This is a genomic window from Amycolatopsis solani (genome assembly GCF_033441515.1).
Taxonomy (GTDB): domain Bacteria; phylum Actinomycetota; class Actinomycetes; order Mycobacteriales; family Pseudonocardiaceae; genus Amycolatopsis; species Amycolatopsis solani.
The window spans coordinates 514790-529589 of record NZ_JAWQJT010000004.1 but is presented as its reverse complement, the minus strand read 5'-3'; the positions used below and the strand labels follow the sequence as shown (position 1 = coordinate 529589).

The window sequence follows — 14800 nt, the reverse complement described above, 5'->3', positions numbered from 1 at the left end:
CGCTTTCGAGGCGCGCGAGAGGAGGAGCCGTGAGCTTGGGCGAGCGTCGCATCCAGGCACGTAAACAGCCGCGTCAGGTCCGCGCCGAGCTGACCCGGCAGCGGATCCTGACCGCGGCTGCTCACGTTTTCGGCGAGCACGGCTACGCCGCGGGCACCACCAACCGCATCGCCGAGCGGGCCGGCATCTCCATCGGCTCGCTGTACCAGTACTTCCCGAACAAGGACTCGATCCTGGCCGAGCTGCTGGTCCGCCACCTCGACGAAGGCGCCGCCGCCACGGAACGGATCCAGCGCGCGGAGCTGCCCGGCTCGATCGAGGAAATCTTCCGCGTCTTCGTCCGCGGCGCGATCGAAACCCACCTCGGCGACCCGCAGCTGCTGCGCCTGCTGATGGAGCAGGCCCCGCGCTCGGCCGAGCTCCTCGAAAAGGTCGCGCGGCTCAAGCAGTCGCTGGTCAGCTACGTCGAGGAGCTGTTCGAGACCCACCCCGAGGTCCGGGTCGCCGACATCGCGACGGCGGCCCGGCTGGTCGTCACGACGACCGAGCTGGTCGTCCACCAGCTCGTGGCCGACCACGAACCGATGGACCCCGGAAGGCTGGAGAACGAGATGGTCGCGATGCTGACCCGGTACGTCACGGGGTGAACTGGTAGGCGCCCGCGTCGATCCGCGTGCCGATCGCGGTGCCGTCGACGTCGACGTCCGCGTACTTCGCCGTGCCGAGGCCGATCGCCGGGCTGCCCGCGGTGAGGACCAGGTTCGTGGCCGACGTGAACTTCGGGTCGGCGACCTCGTCCGTGGCGCCCGGCGTGAACTGCCGCTGCCCGCCGAAGAAGACGTTGTGGTCGGTGGCGGTCCAGCCGCTGTCGGCGTACCCGACCTTCATGGCGGCCTGGACGACGTTCTGGGTGAGCTTCAGCGTCTGGTTCGTGCAGCCGCCGTAACAGACGAAGCCCTCGGATTCGGCGTTGCCCAGCCAGACCGAGTTGTTGCGGAAGGCGGTGCCGGTCACGGGGCCGTTCCGGCCGTCGGCGTCTGTGCCGAGCTCGGTGAAGGACTCGCTGTCCTCGGCGATGTTGTGGTGGGTGACGTTGCCGGAGTGGTAGAAGATCTCGACCGCGGCGCCGTCGAGGCCGCCGAAGTCGTCGCTCACCGCTATCGACCCGCTGATCCGGTTCCAGCCGATGTCGGATCCGTTGCCCGGCACCAGGATCGCGAACGCCCCCGAGTCGTCGCTGCCGCCCGGCGTCGCGACGGTCATGTGGTTGTTGTCGACAAGGTGTTCTGCGTGTCCTCGGTGCCGGCGCCGGTGATGTAGTTCGAGAGCACCTTGTCGTGGTCCCCGCCGACCTCGACGCCCGCCCAGGAGCAGCGCCCGGCGTCGGCCGCGACGCCGACCTGCAGGTCCTGCACGGTGATGTAGTTGCCGGGCAGGTCGACGCAGGCTTCGTCGTTCCCTTGGACGATCGGGCGCGCCCCGGTGCCGTAGGCGCCGATGGTCACCGGGGCGGCCGCGCTGCCGGAGCCGCGGACGGCGAGCCCGCCGGTCCAGGTCCGGCCGCGGCGCAGCAGCACGGTGTCCCCGGGCGCGAGGGTGGTCGCGGCGACCTTGCCGAGCGACTTCCACGGCGCCGACTGCGACGTCCCGGCCGCGGTGTCGCTGCCGGAAACCTGGTCGACGTAGTAGGTCTTCGGCGCGGCGGCCGCGTCGGTGGCGGTGAACGCCGTGGTGGCGAGGGCGGCGAACACGCCCAGCGCCAGCAGTTTCTTCGACATGGCGCGCGACGCTAAGCCAGGCTCGTACAGGGGACGTACAAGCCGGCCGCGATCACCGGTCCCTGGCCAGCAGCGCCGCCTGAGTGCGGCTCGTGACGCCCAGCTTGGCCAGGACGTTGCCGACGTGCACCTTCACCGTCCGTTCGGCCAGCCGCAGCCGGGTCGCGATGTCCCGGTTGGACAGTCCTTCGCCGAGCAGTTCCAGCACGTCCCGCTCTCTCGGCGTCAGCGCGCCGCCCGCGCTCAGTGCCGACGCCACCGCCGGGCTCAGCGCGGTCACGCCCTGGTGCGCGGCCCGGACCGCGGCCGCCAGCTCGTCGCCGGACGAGTCCTTCAGCACGAACCCGGCCGCGCCCGCGTTGAGCGCTTCACGGATTTCACGAGGCCGGCCGATCGTGGTCAGCATCAGCACCCTCGGCGCAGGACCCAGCCGGCGCAGGACTTCGAGGCCGTCCATCCCGGGCAGGTACAGGTCGAGCAGCACGACGTCGGCCTCGACCGGCGACGCGAGCAGCTCCGGCCCGCTCGCGTACTGCGCGACGACGTCGACGTCCGGCCGCGCCGCCAGGATCAGGGCGATGCCCTCGCGCACGAGCGCGTGGTCGTCGACGACCTGGACCCGGATCATGCCGGGCACTCTACTGTCGGGCGCATGCGCCAGTCCTTCGTCACGACGGCCGCGGCCGCGGCGGTGTTCTTCGCCGGCGGCGCCTGGACCCCGCACCAGGGCTGGGTCGCGGCGCTGCTCAGCGCGGTGCAGCTGGTCCCGCTGCTGTGGTCGCGGCGCGCGCCCGCCGCCGTGCTGGTGGCCGTCACCCTGGCGACGGCCGGGCACCTGCTGCTCGACCAGCCGCGCAACACGATGTACGTCCCGGTGCTGCTCGCGCTCTACAGCACACCGCAGCGGTGGCTCGCGGCCGCGGCGGCCCTCGCCGTCGGTGCGGCCGTGTTCCCAGCCAAGGGGCCCTTCGACGGCACGTTCCTGGCCGTCACGATCTGCGCGGTCGCCTGGCTGCTCGGCGCCGAACGCCGTCGCGCGCTGGCCGACCGGGCCGAGCGCGCCGCCCGCCGGCTGCACGACACCCTCGCCCAGACCACGGCCGTCATGCTGGTGCAGGCCGAAACCCTGCGCGCGGTCGGCGACCTGACCGACGCCGACCGCGAGCGCCTCGACACCCTCCTGGCCGCCGGGCGCGGCGCGCTCACGCTGGTCCGCCGCACGCTCGACGACCTGCGTGCCGACGACGAGCGAGCGCCGGACCTCGCCGAGGTGCTGGCCCGGCTGCGCACCGCGGGCCTGGTCCTCGACCGCGACCCGGTGCTGCCCGCGCTGCCGCGTCCGCTGCGGGAGCTGGCCGAGCGGTTCGTCGCGGAGACGGCCGTGAACGCGTTGCGGCACAACGGCCCCGGCGTCCGGCTGCGGTTCGACGTCGAACCCGGCGAGCGGGTGAAGATCACCGCGCGCAACGCGCTCAAGGGAACGCCGCGCCCGGGCGGCGGCTACGGACTGGCCGGCCTGGCGGAGCAGGCCGCGGGCGGGTTGTCCTACGGCCCGCGCGACGGCGAGTGGGTCGTCAGCGTCGAGCTGCCAGCAGCTGCGACACGGTCACGAACCGGTAGCCGCGCTGCTTGAGCCGGTCGACGATCGGCCCGATCGCCTGCCGGGTCTGCCCTCGCGCGGCGTACATGGCGTGCAGCAGCACGATCGAGCCGGGCCGGACCTGGTCGACGGCGGCCTGCTCGACGCTCGCGGCGTCCGGCGTCCCGTCGGAATCGGGCTCGACGTCCCAGGTGATCGTGGTGCGGTCGTGCGACGCGAGGTAGTGCGGGAGGGCGAAGAGCTTCTTCCCGTTCGGCGGCCGGAAGTGGATCTCGCCGGGGTAGCCGGTGGCGCGGATGAGGGCGTCGGTGGCTTCGACCTCGTCGGCGACCCAGGCCGGGGTCACGCCGATCATCCGGTCGTGGCTGAAGCTGTGGTTCCCGATCTCGTGGCCGGCCGCCGCGATCGCGCGGGCGAGGTCCGGGTGCGCGGCGATGTCCCGGCCGATGAGGAAGAACGTGGCCGGCACCTGGCGGCGGCGCAGCGTGTCCAGGATGGCCTGGGTCCCGGCGGGGTCGGGCCCGTCGTCGAAGGTGAGGGCGACGATCTTCTCGTCCGTCTCGACCCGGTTCACCAGGGTTCCGAAGAACTGGAACGTCCGCGACTTCGACACCTCGAACAGCGTGAACGCGGCGCCCAGGACCACGACGAGCACGCTCGCCACGACGATCGTCCACTTCCGCGCGCGGCGGGATTTCAAGATCATGGCGCCACCCTGGCTTCGCCCGGAGAGCCGAGGAAGCCGCGAAGGTACTAGTACCTCCGCGGCTTCCGTAGGACGTCAGAGCGGGTTGAAGACACCCAGGGGAGCGGTGCAGAACGGGCCGCCCACGTACTCGGCCGCCGCCCCGGTGGGTGCGGGCTTCGACGCCAGCTGCTCCGCGTACACCTCGGCGTCGTCCAGGGACTTGTAGCCCAGCGCCTCCGCCTCGGCCAGCGAGTAGATCCGGCGCGTGTTGTCCGAGACGCCCCAGATCAGCCGGTACCCCGGCGACGGCGCCGACAGGCAGGCCTCGAACAGCCGGGCCCCGTCGTCCGGGGACAGCCACGTCGTCAGGCCGCGCGGGCCCAGCGGCAACGGCGTCTCGAAGCAGGAGCCGATCCGGATCACGATGACGTCCATGCCGAAGCGCGAGTGGTACAGGCTGCCCAGCGCCTCGATCGCCGCCTTGGAGACGCCGTAGTACGTGTCCGGGCGCGGGGACGAGTCCGCCGGCAGGTCCTCGTCGTTGCGGCGGAAGCCCACCGCGTGGTTGCTGGAAGCCAGGATCACCCGCGTGATGCCGGCCTGGCGCGCCGCCTCCAGGACCGTCTGCGTCCCGTTGATGTTGACGTCCAGGGTCGCTTCCCACGAGTTCTCGCGGCTGTGCCCGCCGAGGTGGATCAGCGCGTCCACGCCTTCGCACGCCGACGCCATCGCCGAAGCGTCGGTCACCGAAGCCGTCACGACCTCTTCGGAGGCGTCCGACGCCGTCTGCGGGGCCAGGTCGAGCAGGCGCAGCACGCGGCCGTCGCGCTTCAAGCGGGGCCGCATCAGGGTGCCGACGACCCCCGCCGACCCGGTGATGAGCACACGCTGGTCCGTCATGGATTTCCTCTCGGTAAGGGCGGCGGTCAGCGAATGCCGGCCCGGCGCAGCTGCTGCCCGAGCTCGGCGGTGGTTTCGGCGAGCAGCTCGCCGACGCGCTGCGCGTCGGCGTCGCTCACCTGGGAGATCGGCATCGAGCAGCTGATCGCGTCGGTGCCCGGGATCCGGTAGGGGATCACCGCGGCGACGCAGCGGACGCCCAGCGTGCCCTCCTCGACCTCGGCGGCGTACCCGCGCTCGCGCGTCGCGGCGCACTCGGCGTGCAGCGCTTCGAGCGTCGTGATGGTGTTCGGGGTCAGCGCGGTCAGCGACGCCGGCATCAGCGCCTCGATCTCGTCGTGCGTCAGCTCGGCCAGCAGCGCCTTGCCCAGCGCGGTCGCGTGCGTGGGCAGCGTGCGGCCGACGCGGGAGACGAGGTGCGTGGAGCGCTGCGACTCCCGCGTCTCGAGGTAGACGACCTCGGTGCCGTTGCGCCGCGCGAAGTGCGCGGTGAAGCCCGTCTTCTCGCGGATGCGCTCGAGCGCCTCGGTGGCGAACGGGACGACGGCGTCGCGGTCCAGGTACGCCGTGCCGCAGATCAGCGCGCGGACGCCGAGCCGGTAGCGGGCGGTGTTGGTGTCCGCCTCCAGCCAGCCGGCCTCCAGCAGCGTCCGCAGCAGGCCGTGCAGCGACGAGCGGGGGAAGCCCGTGCGCGCGTGCAGGTCCGAGAGCGACAGCCAGACGTCGTTCGCCGCGAACGTCTCGATGAGGTCGACGGCCCGGCGCGCGGACTTCACCCCCGACGACTCGGCGGGAGCACCCTCCGCCGTGTCCACCTTCTGCGGCATTTGTGCTCCTCCGTCCGGCCGTTGACTTGTGACTCCGGCCATATTAGCGTCCCGAACAACGTTCTTATGGATGAACATAATCACTATAACAGACTCCGTTCATAGATGTGAACAGTGAAACCACATCGACGTGGACGCGGAAGGGAGCCTGCGGTGCACGCACTCGACTGGACGATGGTCTGCGCGTACTTCGCGCTGATGATCGTGATCGGCTGGTGGTCGCACAAACGGGTCAGCGACGTGAAGGACTTCTTCACGGCCGGCGGCAAGATGCCGTGGTGGCTGGCCGGCATCTCGCACCACATGTCCGGCTACAGCGCCGTGCTGTTCGTCGCGTACGCGGGCGTCGCGTACACCAGCGGCGTCACCGTGTACTTCTGGGGCTTCGCCAGCATCGGCATCGGCGTGGGCATCGGCAGCTGGCTGTTCGCCGCCCGCTGGAACCGGTTGCGCTCGAAGCTGGGCGTCGCCTCGCCGCTGGAGTACCTGGCCAAGCGGTACAACGTGCCGACGCAGCAGGCGCTCGCCTGGAGCGGCAGCCTGCTGAAGATCTTCGACATCGCCGCCAAGTGGTTCGCCGTCGCGACGCTGCTGCACGTCTTCGCCGGCCTCGACTACAACCTCGGCATCCTCATCACCGGCGCGGTCACCCTCGTCTACTGCACCATCGGCGGGCTGTGGGCCGACGCGCTCACCGACTTCGGCCAGTTCGTCATCCAGGGCATCGCCGCGATCGTGATGATCGTGGTCGTACTGGGCAAGCTCGGCGGGATCTCCGCGCTCTGGACGATGTGGGACAAGCTGCCCGAAAACCACATCAACCCGGTGACGTCGAAGTACACCACCATCTTCCTGCTCGTCTACGTGCTGGTGAAGACGCTGGAGTACAACGGAGGCATGTGGAACCTGGCGCAGCGCTACATGGCGGCGCCGAACACCCACGAAGCCAAGCGCGGCGCGCGCCTTTCGTCCGCGCTGTACCTCTTGTGGCCGCTGGTGCTGATGTTCCCGATGTTCGCGGCACCGCTGCTCATCCCGGGCATCAAGGACCCGACGCAGTCCTACGCGATCATGACGACGACGTTCCTGCCGCCGGGCCTGGTCGGCCTGGTGCTGGCCGGCATCTTCTCGCACACCATGGCGATGGTCTCCTCCGACGCCAACGCGATCTCCGCGGTGATCACCCGGGACATGATCCCGGCGATGGTCCGCCGCACGCGGCAGTGGACCGACGTCCAGGGCCTCAAGGCCGCGCGGATCACCACCGTCGTGTTCGTCGCGCTCACCATGCTGGTGGCCACGCAGGCGCAGAACCTCGGCGGCGTGCTGCAGATCGTCGTCAACTGGGTCGCCGCGCTGATGGGCCCGATCTCCATCCCGCTGCTGCTGGGCATGCTGCCGTGGTTCCGCAAGTGCGGCCCGCGCGCGGCGCTGGTGTCCTGGGCGGGCGGCCTGATCGCCTACGCGCTCTGCTACTACGTCTTCAACGCGAACCAGACCGTGCTGATCGCCACGCCGATCCTGGTTTCGCTGGCCCTGTACGTCGGTCTCGGCCTGCTCGCGCCCGAGCGCAGTGCGGTCGCCGATGAGATCGTCGACACCGTGAACGTCGACGACGACGTCGACCGCACGAAGGAAGGCACGACCGTGCCCGCTTGACCGAAGCCGGTCCACCCCCGGCCGCACCCGACCAACGGAGAGCAGAAAACAGATGGCACAGACCGAGATCGCGCTGGACGGCCTGCTGGCCTTCCCCCTCACCCCGTTCACCGAGGACCTCGAGGTCAACCTCGACGCGCTCGCGGAGAACGTGGAGAGCCACATCGCGGCGGGCGCCGGCGCCCTGTTCGTCGCGTGCGGCACGGGTGAATTCAGCTCCCTGTCGCCGGCCGAGCACGCCGCTGTGCTCGCGAAGACCCGTGAGGTCACCGCGGGCCGGGTTCCGGTCTGGGTGGGTGCGGGCGGGGGTGCCGCCTCGGCGCGGGCGGGCATCGCCCTCGCCGAGGCCGGGGGTGCCGACGGCGTCCTGCTGCTGCCGCCGTACCTGGTCACCGGGCCGCCCAGCGGCCTGGTCGACTTCGTCCGGTACGCCGTCGGCGACTCGTCGGTGCCGGTGATCGTCTACCACCGCGGCACCGGGGTGTACACGGCGCAGACGGCGGCGGCGCTGCTCGACATTCCCTCGATCGTGGGGCTCAAGGACGGCTACGGCGACGTCGAGGTGATGACCCGGATCGTCACCACGATCCGGGCGCTGGACACCGAGCGGGCGCGGAAGTTCCTGTTCTTCAACGGGTTGCCGACCGCGGAGGTCTCGGCCAAGGCGTACGCCTCGATCGGCGTCGCCCGCTACTCCTCGGCGGTGCACTGCTTCGCGCCGGAGATCGCGCACCGCTTCCACCGCGCGCTCGGCGAGGGCGACACCCGCGTGCTGGACGCGCTGCTGACCGGCTTCTACCTGCCGCTGGTGGCGCTGCGGGACGAGACGCCGGGCTTCGCCGTGTCCCTGGTGAAGGCCGCCGCGCGGTTGCGCGGCGACAAGGTCGGCCCGGTCCGGCCGCCGCTGGTCGAGCCGACGCCGGAGCAGGTCCACCGGCTCGAGAAGATCGTGGAGGACGGCTTCGTCACGCTGAAGGCGCTGGGCTGATGAAGATCCTCGATGTGGTGCTGACGCCGGTCGCGTTCGCCGACCCGCCGCTGCTCAACGTGATGGGCGTGCACGAGCCGTTCGCGCTGCGCAGCGTCGTGCAGGTGAAGTGCGAGGACGGGATCGTCGGGCTCGGCGAGTCCTACGGCGATTCCGCGTTCCTCGGCGAGGTCCGCAAGGTGCTGCCGCAGCTGCGCGGCCACGACGTCTTCGACCTGCCCGGGCTGCAGCGGCTGGTCGCGCGGGCGTTGTCGGACACGGTTCTGACCGACGCGCACGGGCTGATCGGCGGGTTCTCCATCCGCAAGACCATCGCCAGCGTCTATTCGCTGTTCGAGGTCGCGTGCCTGGACGCGCAGGGCCAGTACCTCGGGCGCCCGATCACCGACCTGCTCGGCGGCAAGGCGCGTGACGCCGTCGAGTTCTCGGCGTACCTGTTCTACAAGTACGGCAAGCACGTCGACGGCCGCGAGGACTCCTGGGGCGAGATCACCACGCCGGAAACCCTGGTGGGGTCGGCGAAACGGATGATCGACGAGTACGGCTTCCGCTCGATCAAGCTCAAGGGCGGCGTCTTCGAACCGGGCCAGGAGGTCGACGGGATCCGCGCGCTGGCCGAGGCGTTCCCCGGCCACCCGCTGCGGATCGACCCGAACGGCGCGTGGACTCCTGAGACCGGCATCCGGGTCGCCGGTGAGCTCGACGGCGTCCTCGAGTACCTCGAAGACCCGACGCCGGGCATCGAGGGCATGGCGCAGGTGGCAACCGAGGCGTCGATGCCGCTGGCCACCAACATGTGCGTGGTCAACTTCGGCGACATCGACCCGGGCTTCCGGGCGCGCGCGATCGGCGTCCTGCTGTCGGACCACCACTTCTGGGGCGGCCTGCGGGCGACGCAGTCGCTGTCGACGACGTGCGAGAGCTTCGGCGTCGGCCTGTCGATGCACTCCAACAGCCACCTCGGGATCAGCCTGGCCGCGATGGTGCAGGTCGCCGCGGCGACCCCGCACCTGACCTACGCGTGCGACACGCACTGGCCGTGGAAGGTCGAGGACGTCATCGAACCGGGCGCGCTTTCCTTCCGGGACGGCGCCGTCGCGGTACCGGCGGCCCCGGGCCTCGGCGTACGACTGGACGAGGACGCGCTGGCCCGCCTGCACGAGAACTACGTCCGATGTGGACTGACCAAACGGGACGACGTGACCTACATGCGCAAGTATGTGCCGGGGTTCGAGCCGAACACGGCGAGGTGGTGACCCGGTGAAGGTGACGGGATACGCCTACCCCTGGGACGTCCTGGAGTCCGGGTTCGCCGCGCGCGTCCGGGATCTGGGCGTCGACGAGGTGGCCGTGGCGCTGTCGTACCACAGCGCCCGCGCGGCGACGCCGTGGTCGGCTTCGCGGACTTCGGTCGTCGCTCGGCACGCGGCGTTCTACCGCCCGGTTTCCGAAGGGTGGGGTGCGCTGCGTCCGTCCACTCCGGACTGGGTTTCGCCGGAGGACTCCGGCGGTGACGCGGTCCGGCTGCTCAACGAGGCCGGGATACCGGCGGCCGCGTGGATCGTGCTGACCCACAACTCCCAGCTCGGCTACGAGCACCCGGACGTCGTGGTGCGCAACTGCTTCGGCGAGCCGTACCCGTGGGCGCTGTGCCCGTCGCAGCCCGCGGTGCGCGAGTACGCGGCGACGCTGACCGCGCAGGCCGTCGCCGGGCTGGAGCTGTCGTCGGTGATCCTCGAGGCGTGCGGCCCGCTCGGCGCGGTGCACCAGCACCAGCACGAGAAGACCGACGGCGTCTGGGCGCCCGCGGTGGCCCGGCTGCTGTCGATCTGCTGCTGCGACGCGTGCGCCGCGTCATGGGACGTCGACGCGGACACCGTCCGGGCCCAGCTCGTCGAGGAGGTCCGGCGGCTGATCGCGACCGGCGACCTGGGGGTGACGGCCGACGGACTGCCGCCGTCGTTGACCTCGATGCTGCTGCGGGTCCGGCAGGAAGCCACCGACGCCTTGCGGGCCGCGGTGCTGGCGGTGCTGCCTTCGGGGGTGCGGATCGTGTTGCACGGCGCGCTCGACCCGTGGGTCACCGGCGCACTGCCGGGGCTGACGCCGTCCGCTGCGGACGACGTCGACGCGGTCGTATTGTTCGGCTGGGCGCCCGCCACGGGTGCCGAGGCCGTCGCGGCGGCCCGGGAGGCACTGCCCGAGCGGGTCGCGATCGGCAGTTACATCACCGCGGTCGCCGCCGCCCGGGTGCCGGACATCGCCGCGTACGCCGGCGAGCTGGCCAAGGCGGGCGCCGCGGAGCTGCACCTGTACCACCTCGGACTGGCCGGTCCGGGTCGCTGGGGCGACCTGGCCACGGCCACCGCCGCCGCCCATGAGAACTGAGGAGCTGTACCCCAAATGAGCCAGGCCACCGAAGCCGCCACGCTCGAGAAGATCCTGGCGGCCGCCGCCGAAGCCGCCCGTCCCGCCGCCGAGGCCACCCCGGCCGAGCGCGCCCGCTGGCTGGTCGCGGCCGCCGACGCACTGGACGCCGCCGCGGACGACCTCGTCCCGCTGGCCCACGCCGAAACGCACCTGCCGGCCACCCCGCGGCTGGCGGGCGAGCTGAAGCGCACGACGTTCCAGCTGCGCCTGTTCGGCGAGGTGCTCACCGACGGCGAGTTCCTCGGCGCGACCGTCGACCACGCCGACCCGGACTGGCCGATGGGCCCCCGCCCGGACATCCGCCGCGTGAAGACCGCCATCGGCCCGGTGCTGGTGTTCGCCGCGAGCAACTTCCCGTTCGCGTTCAGCGTCGCCGGCGGCGACACGGCGTCCGCGCTCGCCGCGGGCTGCCCGGTGATCCTCAAGGCGCACCCCGGGCACCCGGAGCTGTCCGCGCTGACCGGCCGCATCGTGCGCGAAGCCCTGATCGGCGCCGGCGCGCCGGACGGCATCTTCGACGTGATCTTCGGGCAGGACGAAGGTGTCACGGCGCTGAAGGACCCGCGCATCGCGGCGGCGTCGTTCACCGGCTCCATCCCGGGCGGCCGGGCGTTGTTCGACATCGCGAACGCTCGGCCGCGGCCGATCCCGTTCTACGGCGAGCTCGGCAGCGTCAACCCGGTCGTGGTGACCGAAGCCGCGATCGCCGCGCGCGGGGAAGCCGTCGCCAAGGGGTACGCCGGGTCGTTCACCCTGGGCGCCGGGCAGTTCTGCACCAAGCCGGGCCTGCTGTTCCTGCCCGAGGACCACGGCTTGACCTCGACGTTGAAGGACGCGCTGGCGGGCGCCGCGGCCCAGCCGATGCTCAACGACCGCATCGCTTCGGGGTATGCGTCGAAGCTTGCGGCGCTGCAGGAGGTGCCGGGCGTCGAGGTGGTGTCTTCGTCGGCGGCGTTCGCCCCGACGCTCCTGGCGACCACCGGCAAGCAGTTCCTCGAGGGCGGCGACACCGTGCACGAGGAGTGCTTCGGCCCGGCGTCGCTGATCGTCACCTACGCCGACCAGGCCGAGCTGCTGCGCCTGCTCGACGTGATCGAACCGGGGCTCACCGCCACGATCCACGGCGAGGAGTCCGACGCGGACTGGCTCCGGCCGGTGCTGCCCCCACTGGCCCGCATCGCCGGCCGCCTGCTGTGGAACGACTGGCCCACCGGCGTGACGGTGAGCTGGGCCCAGCACCACGGCGGCCCGTACCCGGCGACGACCGCCCCGACGACGACGTCCGTCGGCACCGCGGCGATCGAGCGCTTCCTGCGCCCGATCGCCTGGCAGGGCTTCCCGGACGCGCTGCTCCCCGAACCCTTGCAGGAGGCCAACCCCTGGCAACTGCCCCGCCGCACCGACGGCTCCCGCTGACTCGCACTTTCACGTGAAAGTGCCAACCTGGGCCCCGCACTTTCACGTGAAAGTGCGGGGTGATGCTCCACCACGCCGCCGCACAACTGAATCCCCTTCCCCGCAAGCCAAGGCTGTCTTGATCCTGGGAGTCGTCGTCATGCCCGTGAACCGGAGAAATGCCCTGCGCGGTGGTGCCCTGGCGGCCGCTTCCACCGTGCTCCTCGCCCGTCCGGCGTTCGCCGCCGGCGCTGGGCCCGTGGGCGGCGCCGCGAGTGGGGTGCCCGCCGCGACGGCGCCGATCGTTGCTGCCTACCGGCAGCTGCAGACCGGGATCAACCGGCCGTCGCCGGAACGGACCGAGGCGCTCGCGAACTTAAGCCGCGTGGCTAAGGCGTACCACTCGAGCCTGTCCGTCGCCGGCGGTGGCGCTCCACTGTGGACGGACCTGCCGCTCGGGCCGGGCAGTGACTACACTACGTCGATGTACGCCCGGCTGCGCGCGATCGCCGTCGACTGGGGTACCCCGGGCGGTGCGCTGGCCGGCGATCCGGCGGTGCTCGAGCGGATCAAGGCGGCGCTCGAGCTGATCTACACCAGCCAGTACAACGAAAACGTCGGCGAGATCGGCAACTGGTACACCTACGAGATCGGCATCCCGTACTACCTGCTGCACACGCTTTCGGTGGTCGCCGACCAGCTGACCGCGGACCAGCTCGCCCGCTACCTCAAGCCGGTCAAGCGGTTCGTCGGCGATCCGAACCGGCGCGCGAACAACGCGGCCGTCGTCGAAACCGGGGCCAACCGGGCGGACAAGGCGCTGATCTCGATCGTGTCCGGCGCGCTGCTCGGCGACGCCGCGTGGATCAAGACCGGCCTCGACGCGCTCACCGACGTCGCCGGCGGGGGCGCGGCGAGCGTCGTGGCGAAGCTGGACCGCGCGGCCGGCGACGGCTTCCACGTCGACGGCTCGTTCCTCCAGCACGACACCATCCCGTACCCCGGGCACTACGGCATCGTGCTGCTCACCGCGCTCGCCGGCGCCATCCACGTCACGCAGGGCACCGAGTACGCGCTCCCGCAGCCGCTCAAGGACAAGATCTACGCCTTGGTCGCGGACAGCTTCGCGCCGTTCGTCTACGCGGGCGCGCTGATGGAGCCGGTGCGCGGGCGGATGCTGTCGCGGCAGGGGGAGACCGGGCACGACATCGGCCACCAGCTCACCGTCGCGACCCTCGTGCTGGCGCGGACGGCTTCGGGCAAGACCAAGACCGACCTCAACGCGCTGGCCGCGAAGTGGATCAAGGAAGGCGCGTACGCGCCGTTCCTGAGGATCCCGGACCCCGAACGGTTCGCGCCCGGCCCGGACCTGGTGGCGACGCCGGGCATCGAGTTCGCGCAGGACATGCTCGCCTCGGGCGCGCGCCCGGCGCGGGTCACCGCCACGCACCGGAACTTCGGCCAGCAGGACCGCCTGGTCCACGTCACCGAGGACTGGTCGGCCTCCCTCGGCGTCAGCTCGACGCGAATCTCGCGCTACGAAGCCATCAACGGCCAGAACCTCAAGGGCTACCACGTCGGCGACGGCGTGCTCTACACGTTCCTCCCGAACGCCAAGGGCCACTACACCGACGCCTACTGGCCGACCGTCGACCCGCTGCTGCTGCCCGGCACGACGGAAAACGACGGGCCGCCCGACCCGGCGTTCGGCGGCGTGCCGGTCGGGCCGAACCCGCACACCGGCGGCGTCCGCTGGGACGCGCGCAGCGGCGCCTACGCGCTCGACTTCAAGTCCTGGGACGGCTCGCTGGTCGCGAAGAAGTCGTGGTTCTTCACCCCGGCCGGGATCCTGTGCCTCGGCGCCGGGATCACGAGCACGTCCGGCCACGCGGTGCGCACGACGATCGAGAACCGCAACCTCGGCGAGGGCGGGGGCGGGGCGCTGCTCGCGGACGGCCGGCGGGTGGCCACCGACCCCGGCAAGGCGTCCGCGCTGCGCAAGCCGCGCTGGGTGCACCTGGAGGACGTCGGCGGGTACGTGGTCCTGGACGGCGCTTCGGTGACGGCGCTGCGCGAGGATCGGACCGGCGCGTGGCGCGACATCGACACCGGCGCCAACACCAAGGGCACCACCACGCCGAACACGCGCCGGTACCAGAAGCTGATCCTGGAGCACGGCGTGCAGCCGACGGGCGCGACGTACGCGTACGCGGTGCTGCCGGGCGCGTCGATGCTCGGCACCCTGGCGGCGTCCTGGGCGTGGCGCGTGCGGTCCAACACCGCGACGGTCCAGGCCGTCCAGACCGGGGACGTGCTGCTGGCGAACTTCTTCGCGGCCGGTTCGGTCGACGGCGTCAGCGCCTCCGGGCCCGCGTCGGTCGCGGTCGGGCGGCATCAGCTGGCGGTGTCGGACCCGACGCAGACACAGGAGAGCGTGACGGTGACCGTGCACGGCAAGCCCGTTGCGGTGCCGCTCAAGGGCACGTTCGGCGCGACGCGGGTCGTGCGGTGGTAGGGCCCCGGTTACGCTGCGAA

General features: G+C 71.5%; 14 protein-coding genes. 8 read left to right on the top strand and 6 right to left on the bottom strand.

The features are described 5' to 3' along the window. The first annotated feature begins 29 nt into the window (after positions 1-29). Positions 30-647 (top strand): TetR/AcrR family transcriptional regulator, encoded by a 618-nt coding sequence (locus tag SD460_RS46635; protein WP_290062611.1) that lies wholly within the window; start codon positions 30-32, stop codon positions 645-647. On the opposite strand, the gene SD460_RS46630 is transcribed toward SD460_RS46635, so the two are convergent. Genes SD460_RS46630 through SD460_RS46620 form a run of 3 tightly spaced genes read right to left on the bottom strand, consistent with a single transcriptional unit; the run spans position 637 to position 2406 of the window. After that, positions 637-1263: a hypothetical protein gene (locus tag SD460_RS46630; RefSeq protein ID WP_290062612.1), complete on the bottom strand. Its 627-nt coding sequence runs from the start codon at positions 1261-1263 to the stop codon at positions 637-639. The two genes, SD460_RS46635 and SD460_RS46630, sit on opposite strands and share 11 nt — an antisense overlap. Next, on the bottom strand, positions 1260-1778 hold the full coding sequence (locus tag SD460_RS46625) for a hypothetical protein (RefSeq protein ID WP_318307805.1): 519 nt from the start codon (positions 1776-1778) through the stop codon (positions 1260-1262). Before SD460_RS46625 ends, SD460_RS46630 begins: the two co-directional genes overlap by 4 nt. Before the next feature lie 52 nt (positions 1779-1830). After that, positions 1831-2406, bottom strand: a complete 576-nt coding sequence (locus SD460_RS46620) for a LuxR C-terminal-related transcriptional regulator (RefSeq protein WP_290062614.1) — start codon at positions 2404-2406, stop codon at positions 1831-1833. 24 nt (positions 2407-2430) lie between these two features. On the opposite strand from SD460_RS46620, the gene SD460_RS46615 reads away from it, so the two are divergent. After that, positions 2431-3411 carry a histidine kinase gene (locus SD460_RS46615; RefSeq protein WP_318307804.1) on the top strand — a complete coding sequence of 327 codons (981 nt, stop codon included), beginning with the start codon at positions 2431-2433 and terminating at the stop codon, positions 3409-3411. On the opposite strand, the gene SD460_RS46610 is transcribed toward SD460_RS46615, so the two are convergent. The 3 genes from SD460_RS46610 to SD460_RS46600 form a co-directional block, all read right to left on the bottom strand. Further along, the gene (locus SD460_RS46610) at positions 3353-4084 is read right to left on the bottom strand and encodes a polysaccharide deacetylase family protein (protein WP_290062257.1); all 732 of its coding nucleotides are present in this window, start codon (positions 4082-4084) and stop codon (positions 3353-3355) included. The genes SD460_RS46615 and SD460_RS46610 overlap by 59 nt on opposite strands. 75 nt (positions 4085-4159) lie before the next feature. Next, positions 4160-4966: an NAD-dependent epimerase/dehydratase family protein gene (locus SD460_RS46605; protein WP_290062256.1), complete on the bottom strand. Its 807-nt coding sequence runs from the start codon at positions 4964-4966 to the stop codon at positions 4160-4162. Positions 4967-4992: 26 nt separating this feature from the next. Next, positions 4993-5793, bottom strand: coding sequence for an IclR family transcriptional regulator (locus SD460_RS46600; RefSeq protein ID WP_290062255.1), 801 nt, complete (start codon positions 5791-5793; stop codon positions 4993-4995). Between the two features lie 153 nt (positions 5794-5946). On the opposite strand from SD460_RS46600, the gene SD460_RS46595 reads away from it, so the two are divergent. The 6 genes from SD460_RS46595 to SD460_RS46570 all read left to right on the top strand — a co-directional run bounded on the left by SD460_RS46595 (position 5947) and on the right by SD460_RS46570 (position 14780). Beyond that, positions 5947-7452, top strand: a complete 1506-nt coding sequence (locus SD460_RS46595) for a sodium:solute symporter family protein (protein WP_290062254.1) — start codon at positions 5947-5949, stop codon at positions 7450-7452. Between the two features lie 52 nt (positions 7453-7504). Further along, the gene (locus SD460_RS46590) at positions 7505-8440 is read left to right on the top strand and encodes a 5-dehydro-4-deoxyglucarate dehydratase (RefSeq protein ID WP_318307803.1); all 936 of its coding nucleotides are present in this window, start codon (positions 7505-7507) and stop codon (positions 8438-8440) included. Further along, complete coding sequence (locus SD460_RS46585; RefSeq protein ID WP_290062253.1) at positions 8440-9696, top strand: glucarate dehydratase family protein; 1257 nt, start codon at positions 8440-8442, stop codon at positions 9694-9696. Before SD460_RS46590 ends, SD460_RS46585 begins: the two co-directional genes overlap by 1 nt. Before the next feature lie 4 nt (positions 9697-9700). Then, complete coding sequence (locus SD460_RS46580) at positions 9701-10828, top strand: hypothetical protein (RefSeq protein ID WP_318307802.1); 1128 nt, start codon at positions 9701-9703, stop codon at positions 10826-10828. A gap of 15 nt (positions 10829-10843) precedes the next feature. Next, complete coding sequence (locus SD460_RS46575; protein WP_318307801.1) at positions 10844-12286, top strand: aldehyde dehydrogenase (NADP(+)); 1443 nt, start codon at positions 10844-10846, stop codon at positions 12284-12286. Between the two features lie 139 nt (positions 12287-12425). Then, positions 12426-14780 (top strand): polysaccharide lyase 8 family protein, encoded by a 2355-nt coding sequence (locus tag SD460_RS46570; protein WP_290060300.1) that lies wholly within the window; start codon positions 12426-12428, stop codon positions 14778-14780. The last annotated feature ends 20 nt before the right edge of the window (positions 14781-14800 follow it).